Consider the following 17329-nt stretch of genomic DNA (forward strand, 5'->3'; position numbering starts at 1 on the left):
CGCTTAATGCGCGGCGCTCGAAGCCGGCGCCGGCGCCGAACTGGCCGACGCCGGCGGCGACGCGGATGAAGCACTCGCAGGCACTGTCAGCTCCGTCGATCCACCCGACGTAAACACCGGCTTATCCCACGTGCCGGTGATGTGATAGCGCTGAATCGCAACATGATTCAATCCCTTGCCCAGCACCGTCTGTACGGCGAACCCAGCGGCGGCGCCGATGGGGCCGGCGACGACTGCACCCACCACCGGCAAGCTGTTGCCGATATGCGGAATCATCACCAGCTGTTGGTCGTAGTCTTTAGCGCGCAATCCGGTGCGCCCGGTGATGCTGATTTCCGCGGCAGGACTGTGGATTTTCAAGTTGTGCGTAACGGCGTTGCCGCCACCCAGCGTGAAGTCGCCGGCAATCAAATCGAATCCGAATCCTTTGCCGAACACGTCTTTGAAATCGAACGATAAGCGACGCGGCAAATCTGCGATGGACGCAAGTCCAAACACACGGCCCACACCCGGTGATACTTTAGGAATGCTGCCGTTGCTGACATTGACGCCGAGCGTGCCGTCCATATTGCCCAGCTCGAACGCCCACGGACCGCCGGGCCATGTCGCATTCAAATCGGCCTGCGTTTTGCCGCCTTCAAAGATGCCTTCATAACCGAACGCCGTCAGCATTTGGCCGACATCATTAGCGCGGAAGTCCACACGCAAATGCGTGGCGCTTTTGCTCGGCGTGCCGTTCCAATCGCCGCTGCCGTTGATCTGCACGCTGTGCGATTGCGTGGAAAGCTGATCGATATGCATGCCGTCGCGCGTCGGCCAGGTTTCCAGGCGCGCTTCGCCGAGTTTGGCGTCATCCAGACGCAGATCGTGCACCCAGATATGCAACGGTGGCATGCCGGCCGGATCGATGCCCGTGTTGGCAGGATCGGTAACTGGCACCGGGATGGGAGCCTCGCCTGGCTTCTTGGCCGGCTCCGTAGGTTGCTTGGGCCAATACATGCGTTGCAGGCGCGCGGTGATGCCGCGTTTGCTCAAGTCGACGGTGGGGACGCTGAAATGACCGGACGCCAGCGCGCTATCGACGTCCAATTCCAGATTGTCGGTCTTCGGCGCGGCCGTGATGTGCATCTTCGCGAAGTCGCGCCCGAACATCTCGGCGTGATCCGTCGTGACGTCGATCGTTTCCAGGCTCATGCCATTGCCCGTGGTCGAACCGGCGATCGATTGCTTGACCCAACCGGTCACATCCAGTTCCGGCGCATCGCCGCGAATGCGCATGCCTTTGGCGGGCAACGCATCCATGCCCGGCATTTGATCGCCAAACGAAAACGTGGATGCGCCTGGCGCTTGATCGCCAGCCGGCAGACGCAGTCGTCCGCGCATCACCGATCCTAACGCCACCTCGACGCCTGCACCCGCCGTCGGCATGCCCAGCACCACATGCAGCGGCATCGTGCCGTCGGCCGGCTTGTTCAGCGGCACGGGGAAATTCAACGCCACGCCCGACATCGGCGAATCGATGCTCAGCGTTTGGACGTCCGAACCTTCCAAGCCGCCGTGCGAAATCTGATAACCGATGGTGAACTGACCACGACCGTTGGCGATATCGCCCAACCATTTCAGCTGCGAATAACCTTGCAGAAGTTCCGGAATGGTGTAGTTGCCACTGAGCTTGACGGCCAACCCAATATTCGGGTCGCCGGTCGCGCCCGCGATCGCGAGATCCGCTTGCGTGGGTTCGCCGCGGAATCCGCCAGCGAGCGGGCCTGCATGGAATCCGTGCGCGTCGAACGTCGCCGGACCGTTGAGTTTGTCGAGCTGCAAATTCCAGTCCGGGGCACTAACATCGACGTCCTTCAACTGCGCCGTGCCGTCGAGCAGGAAATTGTGCATGTCGTGCATGGGCAACGACAGATGGAAATCGAAATTGCCCGTACCGCCCAGTTTGAGTTTGGCCAGAACGTCCGCATGTTTGTTCGCAATGGGACTGTTGCTGGCGAAGTTCAGCAGATCCGACGCGTTGCCTTCACCGCTGACATTGAGATCGAGCGTGGTGTGCGCCAGTTCCGGAATCACCGCCACCGCCCGATCCACTTTCACGCCCAGCGATGTGCCACCGCTCGCCACCACTGTCATGCCCATGTCGATAAAGTTGGCGACGGCTTGCACGTGCTCGGCGATCGGCCAGCTTTTGCCGTAGCTCAACGTCAGATCGCTGATATCGGCTCTGGCTTCGAAGCGACCTTCGTTGTGATGGAACGGCCAATTGGCGAGACTGCCACGCACGAGTACGGATGCGTCATCCATGCGTCCCGCCACAAACGCCTGATCCAGCCAAGCAACAGCCGGCGGCGACAGCGAATCGATCGGCCAGAACAACTTCGCGGTCGTCACGTCCGCGTGCGTCAATGCGACATTGAGATCGAGGAACGGGCGTCCGCCGTCGCTGGGCAATGCGATATCGCCTTCGGCGTTGCCGCCGTAGCCTTCGCCTTCGAAGTCCATGTTCGCGACGCCGATATGCGTTCCATCGTCATCGCGCCACACGGCGATATTGCTGGCCAGCTGGCTCATCGCAAACGGCTTGCGGAAGGTGTGCGGAAAATTGATGGTGGTCGATTGCGCCGGCAGTTCCAGCGATACCGCTTCCGCATCGCCCCGCACTTCGCCGCGCAAATGATCCACGCCTGGCAACTTGCCAACCGGTGCGATGCCGAGATCGTCGAACACGCCGTCTAGCGTTTGCAAACCTGACGCAGCGCTCCAATGGAAAACGGCATGTTCGACTTGACCATGCGCCTGACCGGAGGCAATCCATTGCGCAAGTCCCGGGGAAAGCCCTGGCTTCAGTCCAAGCCAGGGCATCAGCGGCGCAAGCTGCAATCGATTGGCGACGGCGATGATGTCTGATTGCGGCGTGCCGAAATGATTGATGTCCACGCGCGCCGCACCGCCGTCGTCATCGGCCCATCGCACGGTATAACCGCTGTCGCGGCGGCTGAGCTCGGCCAGCCCGCGCAATGCGGCGACATTCGCCGTCACGCCAGCCGGGTTGGTCACCGCCAGATTCTGCACGTTGAGTTGGAACAGATCGCGCACGACTTGGTTCTGGCGCCAATCCATCCACACGGCGAGATTGCCGTGACCGCTGTTGATGCTGTAACCGCCGAGATCGAAGCCGGCGACGATGCCGTGCAGATCGGCATTCTGCGTCGCAAGCCAAAGTTGACCGGCGGCGCCGTCGTCGCGGAAGCGGCCGGCCGCTTGCAATTCGCCGGTTGCGCCAAGCCGATGCACGCGCGCACCGAGACGAATGTGGCTGCCTTGATGCGTGAGACGCAACTGATCGGCAAGCAGCGTGTAACGCTGGTTCAAGAGCTGATCGTTGATATCGACCCGCAAGTTGTCCAGCCAAAGTTCGACCGAAAGATGGCCAAACGAAATATTCTGCCGCTCGGATCCGCCGGCCGCGCCGATGCCATTGACGTGCCACCGGCTGTCGACATCGCGCGTGATATCCAACTCCAGGCCGCTCGCCTGCAGATTCAACAAATGCCGCGACGGCAACAGCCAGCCGCCGAAGTCCAGCTTCAGATCGACCTCGGGCACATGGAGCGGACTGCCGCTTGCCGTGGTCGCACCGGCGCGAGGCGCGATGGTGACATCGCGCATGACGAAACGCGGACCGGACGGTTCCCAGCGTCCCTGCAACGACGCAAAACTCACCTGGCTTTGCAGCTTATCGCCCAGCTCCTGCGCCACCCATTGCGGATGTTTCGCCAACAACGGCAACAGCACTTGCGCGAGCCCGGCCGTCAGCGCAAGCGCAATAACCGCAATGCCCACTGTCCAGCCGAGCGCACGCGTCAAACGATGCGCCCATGTTTGCCACCAAGCGCTCACGGGGCGTTTACATCAAAGCAAAACAACATCGAACTGTTCCTGCGAATAATGTTCTTCGGCTTGGAAGCGTATGCTTTTTGAGATGAATTCTTCCAATTCTGCCACGGCAGTGGATTCTTCTTCGAGAATGCGTCCCACCACTTTGGGGCTGGCCATCACCAGCAATTTTTGCGCATTGAACTGCCGCACGGCGCGCGTGATTTCGCGAAATATTTCGTAGGTCACCGTTTCGGCTGTCTTGACCGTGCCACGTCCCATGCACGCCGGACATGGTTCGCACAGCTGGCGCTCCAGGCTTTCGGTGGTTCGTTTGCGCGTCATTTCCACCAGACCCAATTGCGACATCGGGTAGACGGTGGTCTTGGCGTGATCGCGCGCGAGGCCTTTTTCCAGCATGCGGATAACCTGACGCTTGTGTTCTTCATCCGTCATGTCGATGAAATCGATGATGATGATGCCGCCAAGATTGCGCAGTCGCAGTTGACGCGCTGCCGCCTGCGCGGCTTCCAAGTTTGTCCTGTAAACGGTCTCTTCCAGATTGCGTGTACCCAGATAGCCCCCCGTGTTGACGTCGATGGTGGTCATCGCCTCGGTCTGATCGACGATCAGGTATCCGCCCGACTTCAACGGCACTTCCTTGCGCAGCGCGCGCTGAATTTCGTCTTCGACGCCGTAAAGATCGAAGATCGGACGCTCGCCGGAATAATGTTCGACGCGGTCGTCCAGCTGCGGCATGAACTTGTGCACGAACTTGGCGACCTTCTCGAACGTCTCGCGCGAATCCACGCGCACCTTTTCGATATCGTCGTTGAGCAGATCGCGCAGCGCGCGCAACGGCAGCGCAAGTTCTTCGTACACGCGCTCGCCGACTTTGGACTTGGCGATGTTCTCCTGCACGACGCGCCACACCTTGCCGAGGTAGGTGACGTCGAACGCCAGCGATTCGGCGGACTGCCCCTCGGCGTTGGTGCGCACGATGTAGCCAAGCGGGTTTTCGCCGATCAGCGGGGTAAGCACGTCTTTCAGGCGTTGCCGCTCGTCGTCGTCTTCGATACGCGTGGAGATGCCCAACGTGCGGGCATGCGGCAGCAGCACCAGATAGCGCGACGGAATCGATAGATGCGTCGACAACCGGGCGCCCTTGGTGCCGATGGGGTCTTTCACCACCTGCACCACGATCTCCTGGCCCTCGTGCACCAGTTCGCTGATCGACGGCATATGGCCGTTGCCATTGCCGTTCCCTGGCGGGACGTCCGCCGCCTCCGGCAGCGGTGGCCGGACGATGTCTGACGCGTGCAGGAAGGCCGCACGTTCCAGCCCGATGTCCACGAATACCGCCTGCATGCCCGGCATGACCCGCTGCACCCGTCCCTTGTAGACGTTGCCGACATAGCCGCGCCGGGACGTCCGCTCGACATGCAGTTCCTGCAGCATGCCGTTTTCCACCACACCGACCCGCGTCTCGCGCGGCGTCATATTGATCAGGATTTCTTCGCTCACCGACTTCCCCAGAATCTATTAGCAATTTATAGCGGTTAGGCGCGAGAACTGTCGATGCGTAATGCACAGCTCCAGCTGTACTGCAGCGTTCGGTAAAGTCGCCGTTATGCATCGACCCCGGAACACATCCGAAAAATCCCCCGCTTCGATCCTCCCCGACGTGCTGCAGCCCGGCCTTAGGCTGGTCTTCTGCGGCACGGCGGCCGGCAAGCGATCCGCGCAAGAAGGGGCCTATTACGCCCACCCCGGCAATATGTTCTGGCGCGCCTTGTTCCAGGCCGGGCTGACGCCACGGTTGCTGAGCCCGCAGGAATTCCCGCTGCTGCCCACCTTTGGCATCGGGCTCACCGACCTCGCCAAGCGCCATGTCGGCAACGACGACGAATTGCCCAAGGATGCGTTCGATGTGCCGGGGCTGTTGGCCAAAATCGAAACATGCCGGCCCGGCACGCTCGCCTTCACCAGCAAGCACGGGGCCCGCGCCGTTCTGGGCGCCGAGGTGCATGTCGGATTGCAGCATCGTGCATTCGGGTCGACGAAGGTGTTCGTTCTGCCCTCGCCATCCGGGCAGGCGCGAGGGCATTGGGATCTCGCGCCCTGGGTGGCGTTGGCCGCGCATATCGCACGACCATCCGAGTAAGGTTGACGGTGGATCGTGCAGACGCGCAGGCAACTAGCGCGACACCATCGCACGCGCATGCAGCACGAGATCGCAATTAGGTGCGAAACATCGCATTGCCTCCGGCATATGGTTGCCGTCACGAAAATTGTCTAGGCTGGTATCTTCCCGTGAACCTGTAGTCAGCCCACGCCATCGATCGCCAGGCTGATGGAAAACACCCGTTATGTGGATCGTCAAAATCGCGCTTGAGCGGCCGCTGACTTTTATCGTTCTGGCGCTGCTGCTTTTGATTCTCGGTCCCTTGGCGATTTTACGCACACCGGCCGATATCTTTCCGAACATCGATATTCCGGTGGTGTCCGTGGTGTGGGGCTACACCGGCTTGCCCGCCGAAGACATGAACAACCGCATCGTCAGCGGTTACGAGCGTGCGATCACCACCACGGTGAACGATGTCGAACACACCGAGACGCAGTCGCTCAATGGCGTCGGCGTGGTGAAGATTTATTTCCAGCCGAACGTCAAGATCGATATGGCGGTGGCGCAGGTCACGGCGATTTCACAGACGGTGCTGCGCTCGATGCCGCAAGGCACGAACCCACCGCTGATTCTCGTGTACAACGCATCGACCGTGCCGGTGCTGCAGTTTGCGTTGTCGTCGAAGGAACTCTCCGAAACCACGATCTTCGACGACGCCAACCAGATCGTGCGCACCTTCGTCACCTCCGTGCGCGGCGCGGCGACACCCTACCCTTACGGCGGCAAGCAGCGTCAGGTGGAAGTGGATCTCAATCCGCAAGCGCTGCTCGCGCATAAGCTTTCGCCCAGCGATGTGGTCGCTGCGATCGGCGCGCAAAACCTGATACTTCCGGCCGGCACGGAAAAAATCGGGGACACCGAATACAGCGTGAAGTTGAACGGCAGCCCGCAACAGATCGACGAGTTGAACAACGCGCCGATCCGCACCGTCAACGGCATCACCACGTATATTCGCGATGTCGCGCATGTGCACGACGGCTCGCCGCCGCAGACCAACGTGGTGCGCGTGAACGGTCAGCGCGCGGTGTTGATGTCGATCCTGAAAATCGGCGATGCGTCCACGCTGGATATCGTGGACACCCTGCAGAACGCGCTGCCGAAAATCCGCGCCGCCATTCCGAAAAGCCTGGAGATCAACTCGCTGTCGGATCAGTCGCTGTTCGTGCGTGCGGCGATTTCGGGCGTGATTCGCGAAGGCGTGATCGCCGCGGGCCTGACCGGCCTTATGATCATGCTGTTTCTGGGATCGTGGCGCTCGACGCTGATCATCGCCATTTCGATTCCGCTGTCGGTGCTCGCCTCGATCATCGCGCTGTCGGCGCTCGGCGAAACCATCAACATCATGACGTTGGGCGGCCTTGCGCTCGCGGTGGGTATTCTCGTCGACGACGCCACGGTGACGATCGAGAACATCAACTCGCACCTGGAAGAAGGCAAAGAGGTTTACGACGCAATTATGGAAGGTGCGCATCAGATCGCGGTGCCGGCGTTCGTGTCGACCTTGTCGATTTGTATCGTGTTTGTGCCGATCTTCTTCCTGGGTGGCGTGGCGAAGTATCTGTTTGCGCCGCTGGCCGAAGCGGTGGTGTTCGCAATGCTTGCGTCGTACGCACTGTCGCGAACCTTAGTGCCCACGCTCTCGTTGTTCTGGTTGAAGAAACACGATCACGACGCCAAGCCGACCGGACCGCTCAGCCGCTTCCAGCATGCGTTCGAGCGGCATTTCGAGCGTTTGCGCAACGGTTATCGCGGCGCGCTGGAAACCACGGAGCGTCATCGCGGTTTGTTTGCGATCCTGTTCTTTGCCACCTGCACGCTGTCGGTCGGCCTGCTGGTGCCGTGGCTCGGTCGCGACTTTTTCCCGTATGTCGATGGCGGCCAGATCAAGCTTCATTTCCGCGCGCCGGTCGGCTTGCGTATCGAAGAAACGGCGCGGCTCGCCGATGGCATTGAGGGCATCATTCGCGACACGATTCCCAAGCAAGAATTGGCCAGCATCGTCGACACGCTCGGCATTCCGTACAGCGGCATCAATCTCTCTTACAGCAACACGGGCGTTGTGGGTACGTCGGATGGCGATGTCTTCGTGACGCTCAATGAAGATCATCGACCGACCATCGAATATGTACGCAGCTTGCGTCGGCAACTCGCGCAGAAATATCCGAGCGTGATCTTCTCGTTTCTGCCGGCGGATATGGTCGGCCAAATTCTAAACTTCGGCGCGCCCGCGCCCATCGATGTGCAGGTGTCTAGTCACGATGCCGACGCATCGGCCAAGGTGGCGAAGGAGCTTTACGGCGATCTCGTCAAAGTGCCCGGCTTGGTCGATCTCCGTATCCAGCAAGCGCTCAACTTGCCGCAGATCAACGTGACCCTGGATCGCACGCGCGCAAGCCTGTTGGGGCTGACGACACAAGACGTCGCCAGCAATCTGCTCACCGCGCTAGCCGGTTCCTCGCAGGTCAGCCCCACGTTCTGGGTCGATCCGCGCACGGGCATCAGCTATTCCATCGCCACGCAAGCGCCGCAATACCGTATCGATACGTTGCAGGCGTTGAGGAATCTGCCGATCACAAGCACGTCCGGGGGCAGCGTGGCCAGCAGTAGTTCGTCCAATGGCGCCGCCGGTCAAACACTCGAAAATCTGGCCGGTTTTTCTCGGAGCGAAGGGCCGGCGATCGTTACGCACTACAGCACGCGTCCCACCATGGATTTGTACGCGTCGGTGGATCGAACCGATTTGGGCAGCGTGGCAAGCGATGTGCAGCGCATCGTAAGCGCGCATGCCAAAACGCTGCCTCCTGATGTCGATATCGATATCCGTGGCCAAGTACAAACCATGAAGGCTTCGTACACCGGCTTGCTCGGCGGACTCGCGTTCGCGATCGTGCTGGTGTACCTCCTGATCGTCGTGAATTTCCAGAGCTGGCTCGATCCGCTGATCATCATCGCGGCGTTGCCGGCGGCGCTGGCGGGATTGGTGTGGATGCTGTTCCTGACCGGCACAACGCTGTCGGTACCCGCACTGATGGGCGCGATTATGTGCATGGGCGTGGCGACGGCCAATTCGATTCTGGTGATCAGTTTTGCGCGCGAGCGACTGGCGCATCACGGCGATCCGGTGCAGGCTGCCGTGGAAGCGGGCTTCGCGCGCTTCCGCCCGGTACTGATGACCGCCTTGGCGATGATCATCGGCATGGTGCCCATGGCGCTGGGCCTGGGCGAAGGCGGCGAGCAGAACGCGCCGCTGGGCCGTGCGGTGATCGGCGGTTTGCTGCTCGCCACCGCCGCAACCTTGTTCTTTGTACCGACTTTCTTCAGTCTGCTGCATCGGCGCCGCAAGGCACGCCTCGATGCGGCGGCAGCGTGAGATCCGACTATGCCGAGCACCCATGCTTCACATCCCGCTCCCAAGCCTTCGCGAGGCGCGCGACTTGTTCTTGTCGGCCTCGGCGTGGCGCTGGTTGCGCTCGCGGCATTCGGTATCGTCAGACGCGTTCACGCGCGTCATGATTTGACCGAAGAGACGGATCGCAATGCCATTCCCACCGTCGCCACCATCATGCCCAAGGTGGCGCCAAAAGATCAGGCGCTGACTTTGCCGGGCACCGTCGCCTCGTGGCAGGACGCGCAAATCTACGCGCGCACCACCGGTTACGTCGCCAAGTGGTATGTCGATATCGGCGCCAAAGTGAAGAAGGGTCAACGTCTGGCCGACCTGGATACGCCGGATGTCGACAATCAGTTGCTGCAAGGCAAAGCGCAAATGCGCACCGATCAGGCGAACGAGGCGTTCGCGAAAATCACTGCCGATCGCTACGCAAAAGTCGCCGCGCAAGGTTTGATCGCTGCGCAAACGGCCGATCAATACCGTGCGCAATACAACGCCGACGTGGCGACGGTGCAGGCCGATCAGGCCAATGTGGCGCATCTGCAGAATCTGGAAGATTTCAAATTCATCACCGCGCCGTTCGATGGCGTGATCACGCAACGCAACCTCGATGTCGGCGCTCTGGTGGATGCAGGTTCCAGCGGCAGCAATTTGTTCGTCATCGCCGATACCAGCAAACTGCGTGTCTATGTGGACGTGCCGGAAGCCTCCGCGGCAAGCGTGCATATCGACATGCCCGCGCAGGTGACGCTCAATACCTACGGCGCCAAGCCGATCGACGGCAAAGTGGCGCGCACCGCCGATGCGCTCGATCCGAGCACCCGCACGCTGCGCACGGAGATCGACGTCGACAATACGCAACAGGAACTGGTGCCAGGCGTGTATGCAAACGTGAAGTTGGCGCTATCGGCCGCCACGCGCAACGTGACAATTCCGGCTAATGCATTGCTTTTCCGCAGCGAGGGTCTCCGCGTTGCGCTGATCGACGGACAGCAACACGTGCATCTGCAACCGGTAACGATCGGCCGGGATTTCGGCAGCACCGTGGAAATCAGTGAAGGCTTAACGGATCAGGACCGCATCGTGCTCAGCCCACCCGATTCGCTATACGAAGGCGAGCAAGTGCACGTCACCGAGCCGAATCGCGCGCAACAACAGCGCATCGATCAATAATCCATCCACACGCCATCAATCGATCGGCGTGTGTCGGTACGTCACGATATCGCGCTCTTGTACAGCAGGCGCATGATTGGACCATGCCTGACGAATGTACGTGACCACGGCGGAGACATCCGCATCGCTCAACTGCTGTGCATATGGCGGCATCGAATAGGGCCGCGAATTTCCGTTCGTCACCGCAGGAAATCCTCCCAGCAATACCATGCGTGAAGCATTAATGCCGGTCGGCTCGACCACCGAAACATTGCGATTGAGCGGCGGATACACACCTGGAACACCTTCGCCGTCTTTGCCGTGGCAATCCGCGCAGCGATCCGCGTAGATATGACTGCCCCGATCCGCCAGCGATTTGCTGTCGAACGAAGCAGGAGGCGGCGCGGGTTCCGGTCGCGCCGGCAGCGATTGCAAATACTCGGCAATCGCCTGCAGATCGTCGTCGTCCAAATGCTGCGTGCTACTGGAGACCACGTCGGCCATCGGCCCGAACGCGGCGCCCTTCGACGACTGACCGGTCTTCAACGCATCGACAATATCCTGCTTGCTCCAATCCCGCAGACCGCCGTGGGCTTGCGAACTGAGGTCTGGCGCGTACCAGTCCTGCATCGGAATTTGTCCGCCCGACAACACGGCATTCGAATTCACGCCGCCCCATGCATCGCGCGCAGCATGACATTCGTTGCAATGCCCCAAGCCCGTCACGAGATACGCGCCGCGATTCCACGAGGCCGATTTCGATGGGTCGGGTTGATAGACGCCCGGCTTGAAGTAGATCGCACGCCAAGTCTTCAACGTTGCGCGCACGTTGTAGGGAAAACGAAGTCCCGATACCGCATTGGGTTGACGAACCGGCGGCACCGTTTGCAGATACGCGAACATCGCGAGCGCATCGTCACGCGTCACCTTGGTGAACGAGGTGTACGAAAACGCGGGATACAACGGCTCGCCGTCGCGCCCGACGCCATCGTGCAGCGCGCGCCAGAAATCGGCGAAATTCCAGCGACCGATGCCCGTATCCGGATTCGGCGTGATATTCGGCGCGGGGATATTGCCGAAGGGAGTAGGAAGCAGTCGTCCACCGGCATACGGTTTACCGCCTTGTGCAGTGTGACAGGACACGCAGTCCCCCGCCGTCGCGAGGTAACGTCCGCGTGCGATGACGGAAACATCCTTCAATTGCGTAGCGATCGCTGCATCTTCCGGCGATGTCGATGTTTGATGTTGCCGATGCGACTGCCACCACACGCAGGCGATCACGATCACCGTCAACACGATGGGAATCCACAGCAAGCGAAGCCGTTTCATGCGCCGCCTCCTTGCGTCTGCAAGACACCGCAACGCAGCGGCGGTGTGATCGAACCCGCGGGCTGCGGGTGCGTGTCTTGCGGCACCTCCTGACTCGCCAGCCATGCCGACACCGCCGTGATATCTGCCGGCTCCAGACGATTGGCGATCTCGGACATGCAATCCGGCGCGGCGGACGCGCGCGTTCCCGTGCGCCACGACCCGAGTTGAGAGCTGATGTAATCGTAAGGAAGCCCTACCAAGCCCGGAACGGATGGTTCCGTACCGGTGAGCTGCTTGCCGTGACAGGCCTGACAGGGCGGCACTTTGAGCGACGGATCGCCGGACGTCACCAACTGTTCGCCGCGACGCATGAGATCCGGTGCAAGCGACGGCACGGATTTACGTTCATACGGCACCTGCTGCGCCGCGAAATACGCGGCAATCTCCTGCATATAAGCCGGCGTGAGCAACCGCGTGGTGTATTCCATCGGTGCGTACTTGCGCAGGCCGTGCTGAAAATTTTGCATCTGCAAAACCAGATAGCCGGCGGGCTTGCCGGCCAGACGCGGAAAGAAGCCGCCGTCTGGCGAGCCTTCACCATGCACGCCATGACAGGTTGTGCAGGCGGCGATGCGCTGCTGCAGCGTGTCCGGTACGGATGGCGGATCGGCCCACGCGATCGATATGCAGAACAACCATGCGAGGGGAAGCATCCATCGCAGGGTGCGGATAAGCACTGGCTTGGCCATGGTCGTCATACCGAAAGTATAGGCTCGCCCCGCGCGCCAACGATGGCGCGTGCGGTTATGCTGCGTCATCCTGCCACATCGTTGCCTGGGTCTACTTCGGAGGTTGCCATGATTCGTCCGTCGTTGTTGTGCACCGCGCTCGCGCTCACCGTTCTGCCTTCCCTTCCGCTTTACGCTCAGGACAGCGATGCCGTTGCATGGCAAAGCGTGACCGATCTTCAGAAACAGATGGATGCCGGCAAACTCACGAGCAAAGCCTTGGTGCAGGACGATATCGCGCGCATTCAACAGATCGATCAGTCGGGCCCCACCTTGCGCTCCGTGCTGGAGTTGAATCCGGATGCGACGAAAATCGCCGCGAAACTGGATGCCAAACGCGCGTCCTCGCACGGACCGCTTTACGGCATTCCGGTGCTGTTGAAAGACAACATCGATACCGGCGACCACACGCTGACCACAGCGGGTTCGCTCGCCTTGGTCGACGCGCCCGCATCGCAGGATGCACCGCTGGTTGCGCGCTTACGCAAAGCAGGCGCGGTGATTTTGGGCAAGACGAATTTGAGCGAATGGGCGGATTTCCGCTCCGCGCATGCCAGTAGCGGATGGACCGGACGCGGCGGGCAAACGCGCAATCCGTATGCGCTGGATCGCAATCCGTGCGGCTCCAGCTCCGGTTCCGCGGTCGCCGTCGCGGCCGGCTTGGTGCCGGTGGCCGTGGGCTCGGAAACGGACGGCTCGATCATCTGTCCTGCCTCGATGAACGGTATTGTCGGTATCAAACCAACGCTGGGTTTGGTCAGCCGCAGCGGCATCATTCCGATCAGCCACAACCAAGACACCGCCGGTCCGCTGGCGCGCAATGTCACCGACGCGGCAATGCTGCTTTCCGCCATGGCCGGCAGCGATCCGCACGACCCGGCCACCGCCGATGCGAACAAGCACGCCACCGACTACACCAAGTTCCTCGATCCCAATGGATTGCGCGGCAAACGCATCGGCGTCGTGCGCCAGCTCGCGGGCAACGAACCGAACGCCGACCGCGTGATGGAGGAAGCGATTGCGGCGATGAAGGCGCAGGGTGCGATCATTGTCGATCCGGTCACGCTGCCGCATTTGGCCGAACTCGGCGATCCGGAAATGACCGTGATGCTGTACGACTTCAAGCACGATCTCAATGCGTATCTCGCTAACCGCAAAGGATTGCATGTCAAAACGCTGGCCGATTTGATTGCGTTCAACAAGCAACAAGCCAATCAGGAAATGTCGTGGTTTGGACAAGACTTGTTCGAACAAGCGCAGGCGAAAGGTCCGCTTACCGAGAAGGCGTATACCGATGCGTTGACCAAGGCTAAGCAACTCTCGGGTCCGCAGGGTATTGATGCGGCGTTGCAGGCCAATCATCTGGACGCATTGCTGTCGCCATCGTGGGGGCCGGCTTATCTCACCGATCTGGTGTTGGGCGACCATATCGTCAGCGGCAATCCCACCATTGGCGGCGCGTCGCAGCCGGCTGCCGTGGCGGGTTACCCCTCGATCACCGTTCCCGCAGGATGGGCGCATGGCTTGCCGGTGGGTATCGTGTTCTTCGGCACGCAGTGGAGCGAACCGACGTTGATTTCGATCGCCTACGGCTTCGAACAACACACGCATGCGTGGCAGGCGCCGAAATTTCTGCCGACAGTAGATGGCAACGCGTACGCGCCCGTGCCCGCGAATCACCCTTGAATGGCCTCGATGCTGACCGAAACGTGCTCGCTTCGGTCAGCATCGGCGCATAGCGTGGCAACTCCATTTCGATAGGGACATTGCCATGAAACGATGGGTGATCTTGTGTGCGGCTGCGATTACGTTTCCGGCCGTGCACGCTTATACGAATGTAGCGTCAAAGCGCGCCGATCCGTCGGATATGCGCGCCACATGGACACAACCGCAAAAACCGTTTCGCATTTACGGCGACACGTATTACGTCGGGTCGCGCGGCCTTGGCGCCATCCTGATCGCGTCGCCGGAAGGACTCGTATTGATCGACAGCACGCTGCAAGAAAACGTGCCGATGATCGAATCCAATATTCGCGCGCTTGGCTTTCGCGTGCAGGACATCAAGCTGATCCTCAACACACATGCGCATTCCGATCATGCCGGCGGCATCGCGGCGTTGGCGCACGACAGCGGCGCGACGGTCGCGGTGAGCGCACCATCGGCAAAGGCGCTGGCGCTTGGCGGCGATGATCCGGACGATCCGCAACACGGCCTTAGCGGGAATTACCCCAAGGTGACGCACGTTCGCATCGTTGCAGATGGTGAAATCGTAACGATGGGTTCGTTGGCGCTGCAGATGCATGCGATGCCGGGGCATACGCCAGGCAGCACGGGTTGGACATGGCGTTCGTGCGAAGAAAAACAGTGCCTGTCGATCGTTTATGCAGACAGCATTTCGTTATTGAGCGCACCGGGATACCGATACAACGATCCAGCACATCCAGAACGTCTCAATGATTTTCGACGCACCATTGCGACGTTGAAAGCGTTGCCCTGCGACATTCTGCTTACGCCGCATCCGCTCGATGGGTTTAGCGAAAAAGTAGCGCATATGGCGCCCGGCAAGCCCAATCCATTGATCGATACGCACGCCTGCAAGGCTTATGCAACGCTAGGACAGCGTAATTTGGAAGAACGCATCGCCATGGAAGAACACGCGCAGGCCACGCACTGAAGCGCGGCCTGCGACATCAAACGACCCGATTGGATTTACGCACGATCAGCATCGCCAGCTCCAGCGACTGCTCGTAGTTCAAACGTGGATCGACCATCGATTTGTACGCACGCTGCAAATCGGCTTCGCTTAGATCGCGCGCGCCGCCCATGCATTCGGTGACGTCTTCGCCGGTCAATTCCAAATGGACGCCACCCAAGTGCGTGCCGGCGGCCGCATGAATGTCGAACGCTTGATCCAGTTCGCTGCGAATGTTGTCGAAACGGCGCGTCTTGAAACCGTTGGATGTACTTTCCGTATTTCCGTGCATCGGATCGGCCACCCACAACACGCGACGACCTTCGCGCTTCACGGCATCGAGCAGCGGCGGCAGCGCATTGGCGATCTGCGCATGCCCCATGCGATGGATCAGCGTGAGGCGACCCGGTTCGTCGTCGGGATTCAGCGCATCGATCAACGGAAGCAATTGATCCGGCTTCACCGAAGGACCGACCTTTACCGCAATGGGATTGCGAATACCGCGGAAATATTCCACATGCGCGCCGTCGAGTGCGGCAGTGCGCATGCCGATCCACGGGAAGTGCGTCGAGAGATTGAACCAGCCTTGATGACGCGGCACTTGGCGCGTGATGGCCTGTTCGTAGTGCAGCAACAGCGCCTCATGCGACGTGAAGAAATCCACGCGTGAAAAGCTTGCGACAGGGCCGGCCAGCGTTTCCATAAAACGCAATGAGTCGCCAATGCCAGCCACCATGCGGCGATATTCGGCGGCGAGCGGCGAATGTTCCACCCAGGCCAGATCCCAATATTCCGGATGATGCAGATCCGCAAAACCGCCGTCGATCAGCGCGCGCACGAAATTCATCGTCAACGCGGAGTGCGCGTGCGCGCGGATAAGGCGGCGTGGATCGGGGCGGCGCGCTTCGGCCGTAAATTCAGGACCGTTGACGACGTCGCCGCGGAAACTCGGCAAGGTCACGCCATCGCGCGTTTCGGTATCGGCAGAACGCGGCTTTGCGTATTGGCCTGCAAATCGCCCGACGCGCAGTACCGGCTGCTTCAGCCCATGAACCAACACCAGGCTCATCTGCAACAGCACTTTGAGACGGTTGGAGATGATCGGACTAGCGCAATCGGCGAAGCTTTCGGCGCAATCGCCACCTTGTAGCAGAAAGCGTTTGCCTTCCTGCGCTTCGGCCAACGCCTGCTTCAGCGCGAGCACTTCCCACGACGTTACCAGCGGCGGCAAATGCGCCAGCTCGCTGACCGCTTGATTGAGCTCGGCGGCGTCTTCGTAGTGCGGCTGCTGCAGCGCGACGCGCTGTTGCCAGGATGTCGGCGTCCAATTCGGATGCTGAAGTGAGCGGACTGTTTGACTCATAAACGCAACCTCGGCGCAGCGCGGCGCAAGGTCGCGCGAATCGCCCATATCGACAAAAGGGTAAACCAAATCAAGGTCCAGACCGGGATGGGCAAGCCAAGAACGGGTTGCACATCATGGCAATCGCGCGAGCCGGTGTACGCGATTTTGAACACTTTGACGATGGGGAACGTGCTGAGCATGTAATCCATGCTTGCGCCGCAATCCGGCAACTGGTCTACCGGCAACGACTGAACCCACAAATGTCGCACGGCCATCGCCATGCCAAATACGCCACCCACCAGCGCTAGACCGGTGTATATCCAACGACCTCCAGCTCTCGGCCCATGGATGGCGCCGAGCAAAAAGGCAATGGCCATCACCACGAAGCCGGCCCGCTGAAACCAGCACAACGGACACGGGCTCATATTCAGGACATATTGCGCGTAAAACGCAAAGCCGAGCAGCGCGGCGCAAATCAGGAAGCCGGCGAAGAAACTGACGCGGTACGACCAGCGAAGTGGGTTCATGGCAAACAATCGTGGGGCGGGAACGACGACATTATCCTCTCCTCGGCACGCTGTCAGCA

Annotated in this window: 11 protein-coding genes; 5 read left to right on the plus strand and 6 right to left on the minus strand. The window is 60.5% G+C overall.

Annotated features, from left to right (window positions below):
• Positions 1 to 3: 3 nt before the first annotated feature.
• Both L0U79_RS16380 and rng read right to left on the minus strand, forming a co-directional pair.
• On the minus strand, positions 4 to 3903 hold the full coding sequence (locus tag L0U79_RS16380; protein WP_233843310.1) for a YhdP family protein: 3900 nt from the start codon (positions 3901 to 3903) through the stop codon (positions 4 to 6).
• Positions 3904 to 3915: 12 nt separating this feature from the next.
• Complete coding sequence (gene rng, locus L0U79_RS16385) at positions 3916 to 5403, minus strand: ribonuclease G (protein WP_233843311.1); 1488 nt, start codon at positions 5401 to 5403, stop codon at positions 3916 to 3918.
• A 106-nt stretch (positions 5404 to 5509) separates the two neighbouring features.
• Between rng and L0U79_RS16390 the strand changes: the two genes are divergently transcribed.
• The 3 genes from L0U79_RS16390 to L0U79_RS16400 all read left to right on the plus strand — a co-directional run bounded on the left by L0U79_RS16390 (position 5510) and on the right by L0U79_RS16400 (position 10628).
• Positions 5510 to 6043 carry a mismatch-specific DNA-glycosylase gene (locus tag L0U79_RS16390; RefSeq protein ID WP_233843932.1) on the plus strand — a complete coding sequence of 178 codons (534 nt, stop codon included), beginning with the start codon at positions 5510 to 5512 and terminating at the stop codon, positions 6041 to 6043.
• A 205-nt stretch (positions 6044 to 6248) separates the two neighbouring features.
• Positions 6249 to 9434, plus strand: coding sequence for an efflux RND transporter permease subunit (locus L0U79_RS16395; protein ID WP_233843312.1), 3186 nt, complete (start codon positions 6249 to 6251; stop codon positions 9432 to 9434).
• Positions 9435 to 9443: 9 nt separating this feature from the next.
• Positions 9444 to 10628: an efflux RND transporter periplasmic adaptor subunit gene (locus L0U79_RS16400; RefSeq protein WP_233843313.1), complete on the plus strand. Its 1185-nt coding sequence runs from the start codon at positions 9444 to 9446 to the stop codon at positions 10626 to 10628.
• Positions 10629 to 10643: 15 nt separating this feature from the next.
• On the opposite strand, the gene L0U79_RS16405 is transcribed toward L0U79_RS16400, so the two are convergent.
• Entirely contained in the window at positions 10644 to 11936 is a 1293-nt protein-coding gene (locus L0U79_RS16405) for a c-type cytochrome (RefSeq protein ID WP_233843314.1), read from the minus strand.
• Complete coding sequence (locus tag L0U79_RS16410; RefSeq protein WP_233843933.1) at positions 11933 to 12631, minus strand: c-type cytochrome; 699 nt, start codon at positions 12629 to 12631, stop codon at positions 11933 to 11935. Before L0U79_RS16410 ends, L0U79_RS16405 begins: the two co-directional genes overlap by 4 nt.
• Positions 12632 to 12775: 144 nt before the next feature.
• Between L0U79_RS16410 and L0U79_RS16415 the strand changes: the two genes are divergently transcribed.
• Together L0U79_RS16415 and bla are read left to right on the plus strand one after the other, a co-directional pair.
• Positions 12776 to 14392 (plus strand): amidase, encoded by a 1617-nt coding sequence (locus tag L0U79_RS16415; RefSeq protein WP_233843315.1) that lies wholly within the window; start codon positions 12776 to 12778, stop codon positions 14390 to 14392.
• An 85-nt stretch (positions 14393 to 14477) separates the two neighbouring features.
• Positions 14478 to 15380, plus strand: a complete 903-nt coding sequence (gene bla / locus L0U79_RS16420) for a subclass B3 metallo-beta-lactamase (protein WP_233843316.1) — start codon at positions 14478 to 14480, stop codon at positions 15378 to 15380.
• 16 nt (positions 15381 to 15396) lie between these two features.
• On the opposite strand, the gene L0U79_RS16425 is transcribed toward bla, so the two are convergent.
• Both L0U79_RS16425 and L0U79_RS16430 read right to left on the minus strand, forming a co-directional pair.
• On the minus strand, positions 15397 to 16761 hold the full coding sequence (locus L0U79_RS16425; protein WP_233843317.1) for a 3-deoxy-7-phosphoheptulonate synthase class II: 1365 nt from the start codon (positions 16759 to 16761) through the stop codon (positions 15397 to 15399).
• Complete coding sequence (locus L0U79_RS16430) at positions 16758 to 17270, minus strand: disulfide bond formation protein B (RefSeq protein ID WP_233843318.1); 513 nt, start codon at positions 17268 to 17270, stop codon at positions 16758 to 16760. Before L0U79_RS16430 ends, L0U79_RS16425 begins: the two co-directional genes overlap by 4 nt.
• Between the last annotated feature and the right edge of the window lie 59 nt (positions 17271 to 17329).

The organism is Dyella sp. 2HG41-7, from assembly GCF_021390675.1.
Classification (GTDB): Bacteria; Pseudomonadota; Gammaproteobacteria; order Xanthomonadales; family Rhodanobacteraceae; genus Dyella_B.

What these genes read in the sequence shown, in the direction of transcription:
- L0U79_RS16430 (WP_233843318.1), bottom strand. Translation starts at nt 17,270, where the DNA reads ATGAACCCACTTCGCTGGTCGTACCGCGTCAGTTTCTTCGCCGGCTTC.
- bla (WP_233843316.1), top strand. Translation starts at nt 14,478, where the DNA reads ATGAAACGATGGGTGATCTTGTGTGCGGCTGCGATTACGTTTCCGGCC.
- L0U79_RS16400 (WP_233843313.1), top strand. Translation starts at nt 9,444, where the DNA reads ATGCCGAGCACCCATGCTTCACATCCCGCTCCCAAGCCTTCGCGAGGC.
- L0U79_RS16425 (WP_233843317.1), bottom strand. Translation starts at nt 16,761, where the DNA reads ATGAGTCAAACAGTCCGCTCACTTCAGCATCCGAATTGGACGCCGACA.
- L0U79_RS16405 (WP_233843314.1), bottom strand. Translation starts at nt 11,936, where the DNA reads ATGAAACGGCTTCGCTTGCTGTGGATTCCCATCGTGTTGACGGTGATC.
- L0U79_RS16410 (WP_233843933.1), bottom strand. Translation starts at nt 12,631, where the DNA reads ATGCTTCCCCTCGCATGGTTGTTCTGCATATCGATCGCGTGGGCCGAT.
- L0U79_RS16415 (WP_233843315.1), top strand. Translation starts at nt 12,776, where the DNA reads ATGATTCGTCCGTCGTTGTTGTGCACCGCGCTCGCGCTCACCGTTCTG.
- L0U79_RS16395 (WP_233843312.1), top strand. Translation starts at nt 6,249, where the DNA reads ATGTGGATCGTCAAAATCGCGCTTGAGCGGCCGCTGACTTTTATCGTT.
- L0U79_RS16390 (WP_233843932.1), top strand. Translation starts at nt 5,510, where the DNA reads ATGCATCGACCCCGGAACACATCCGAAAAATCCCCCGCTTCGATCCTC.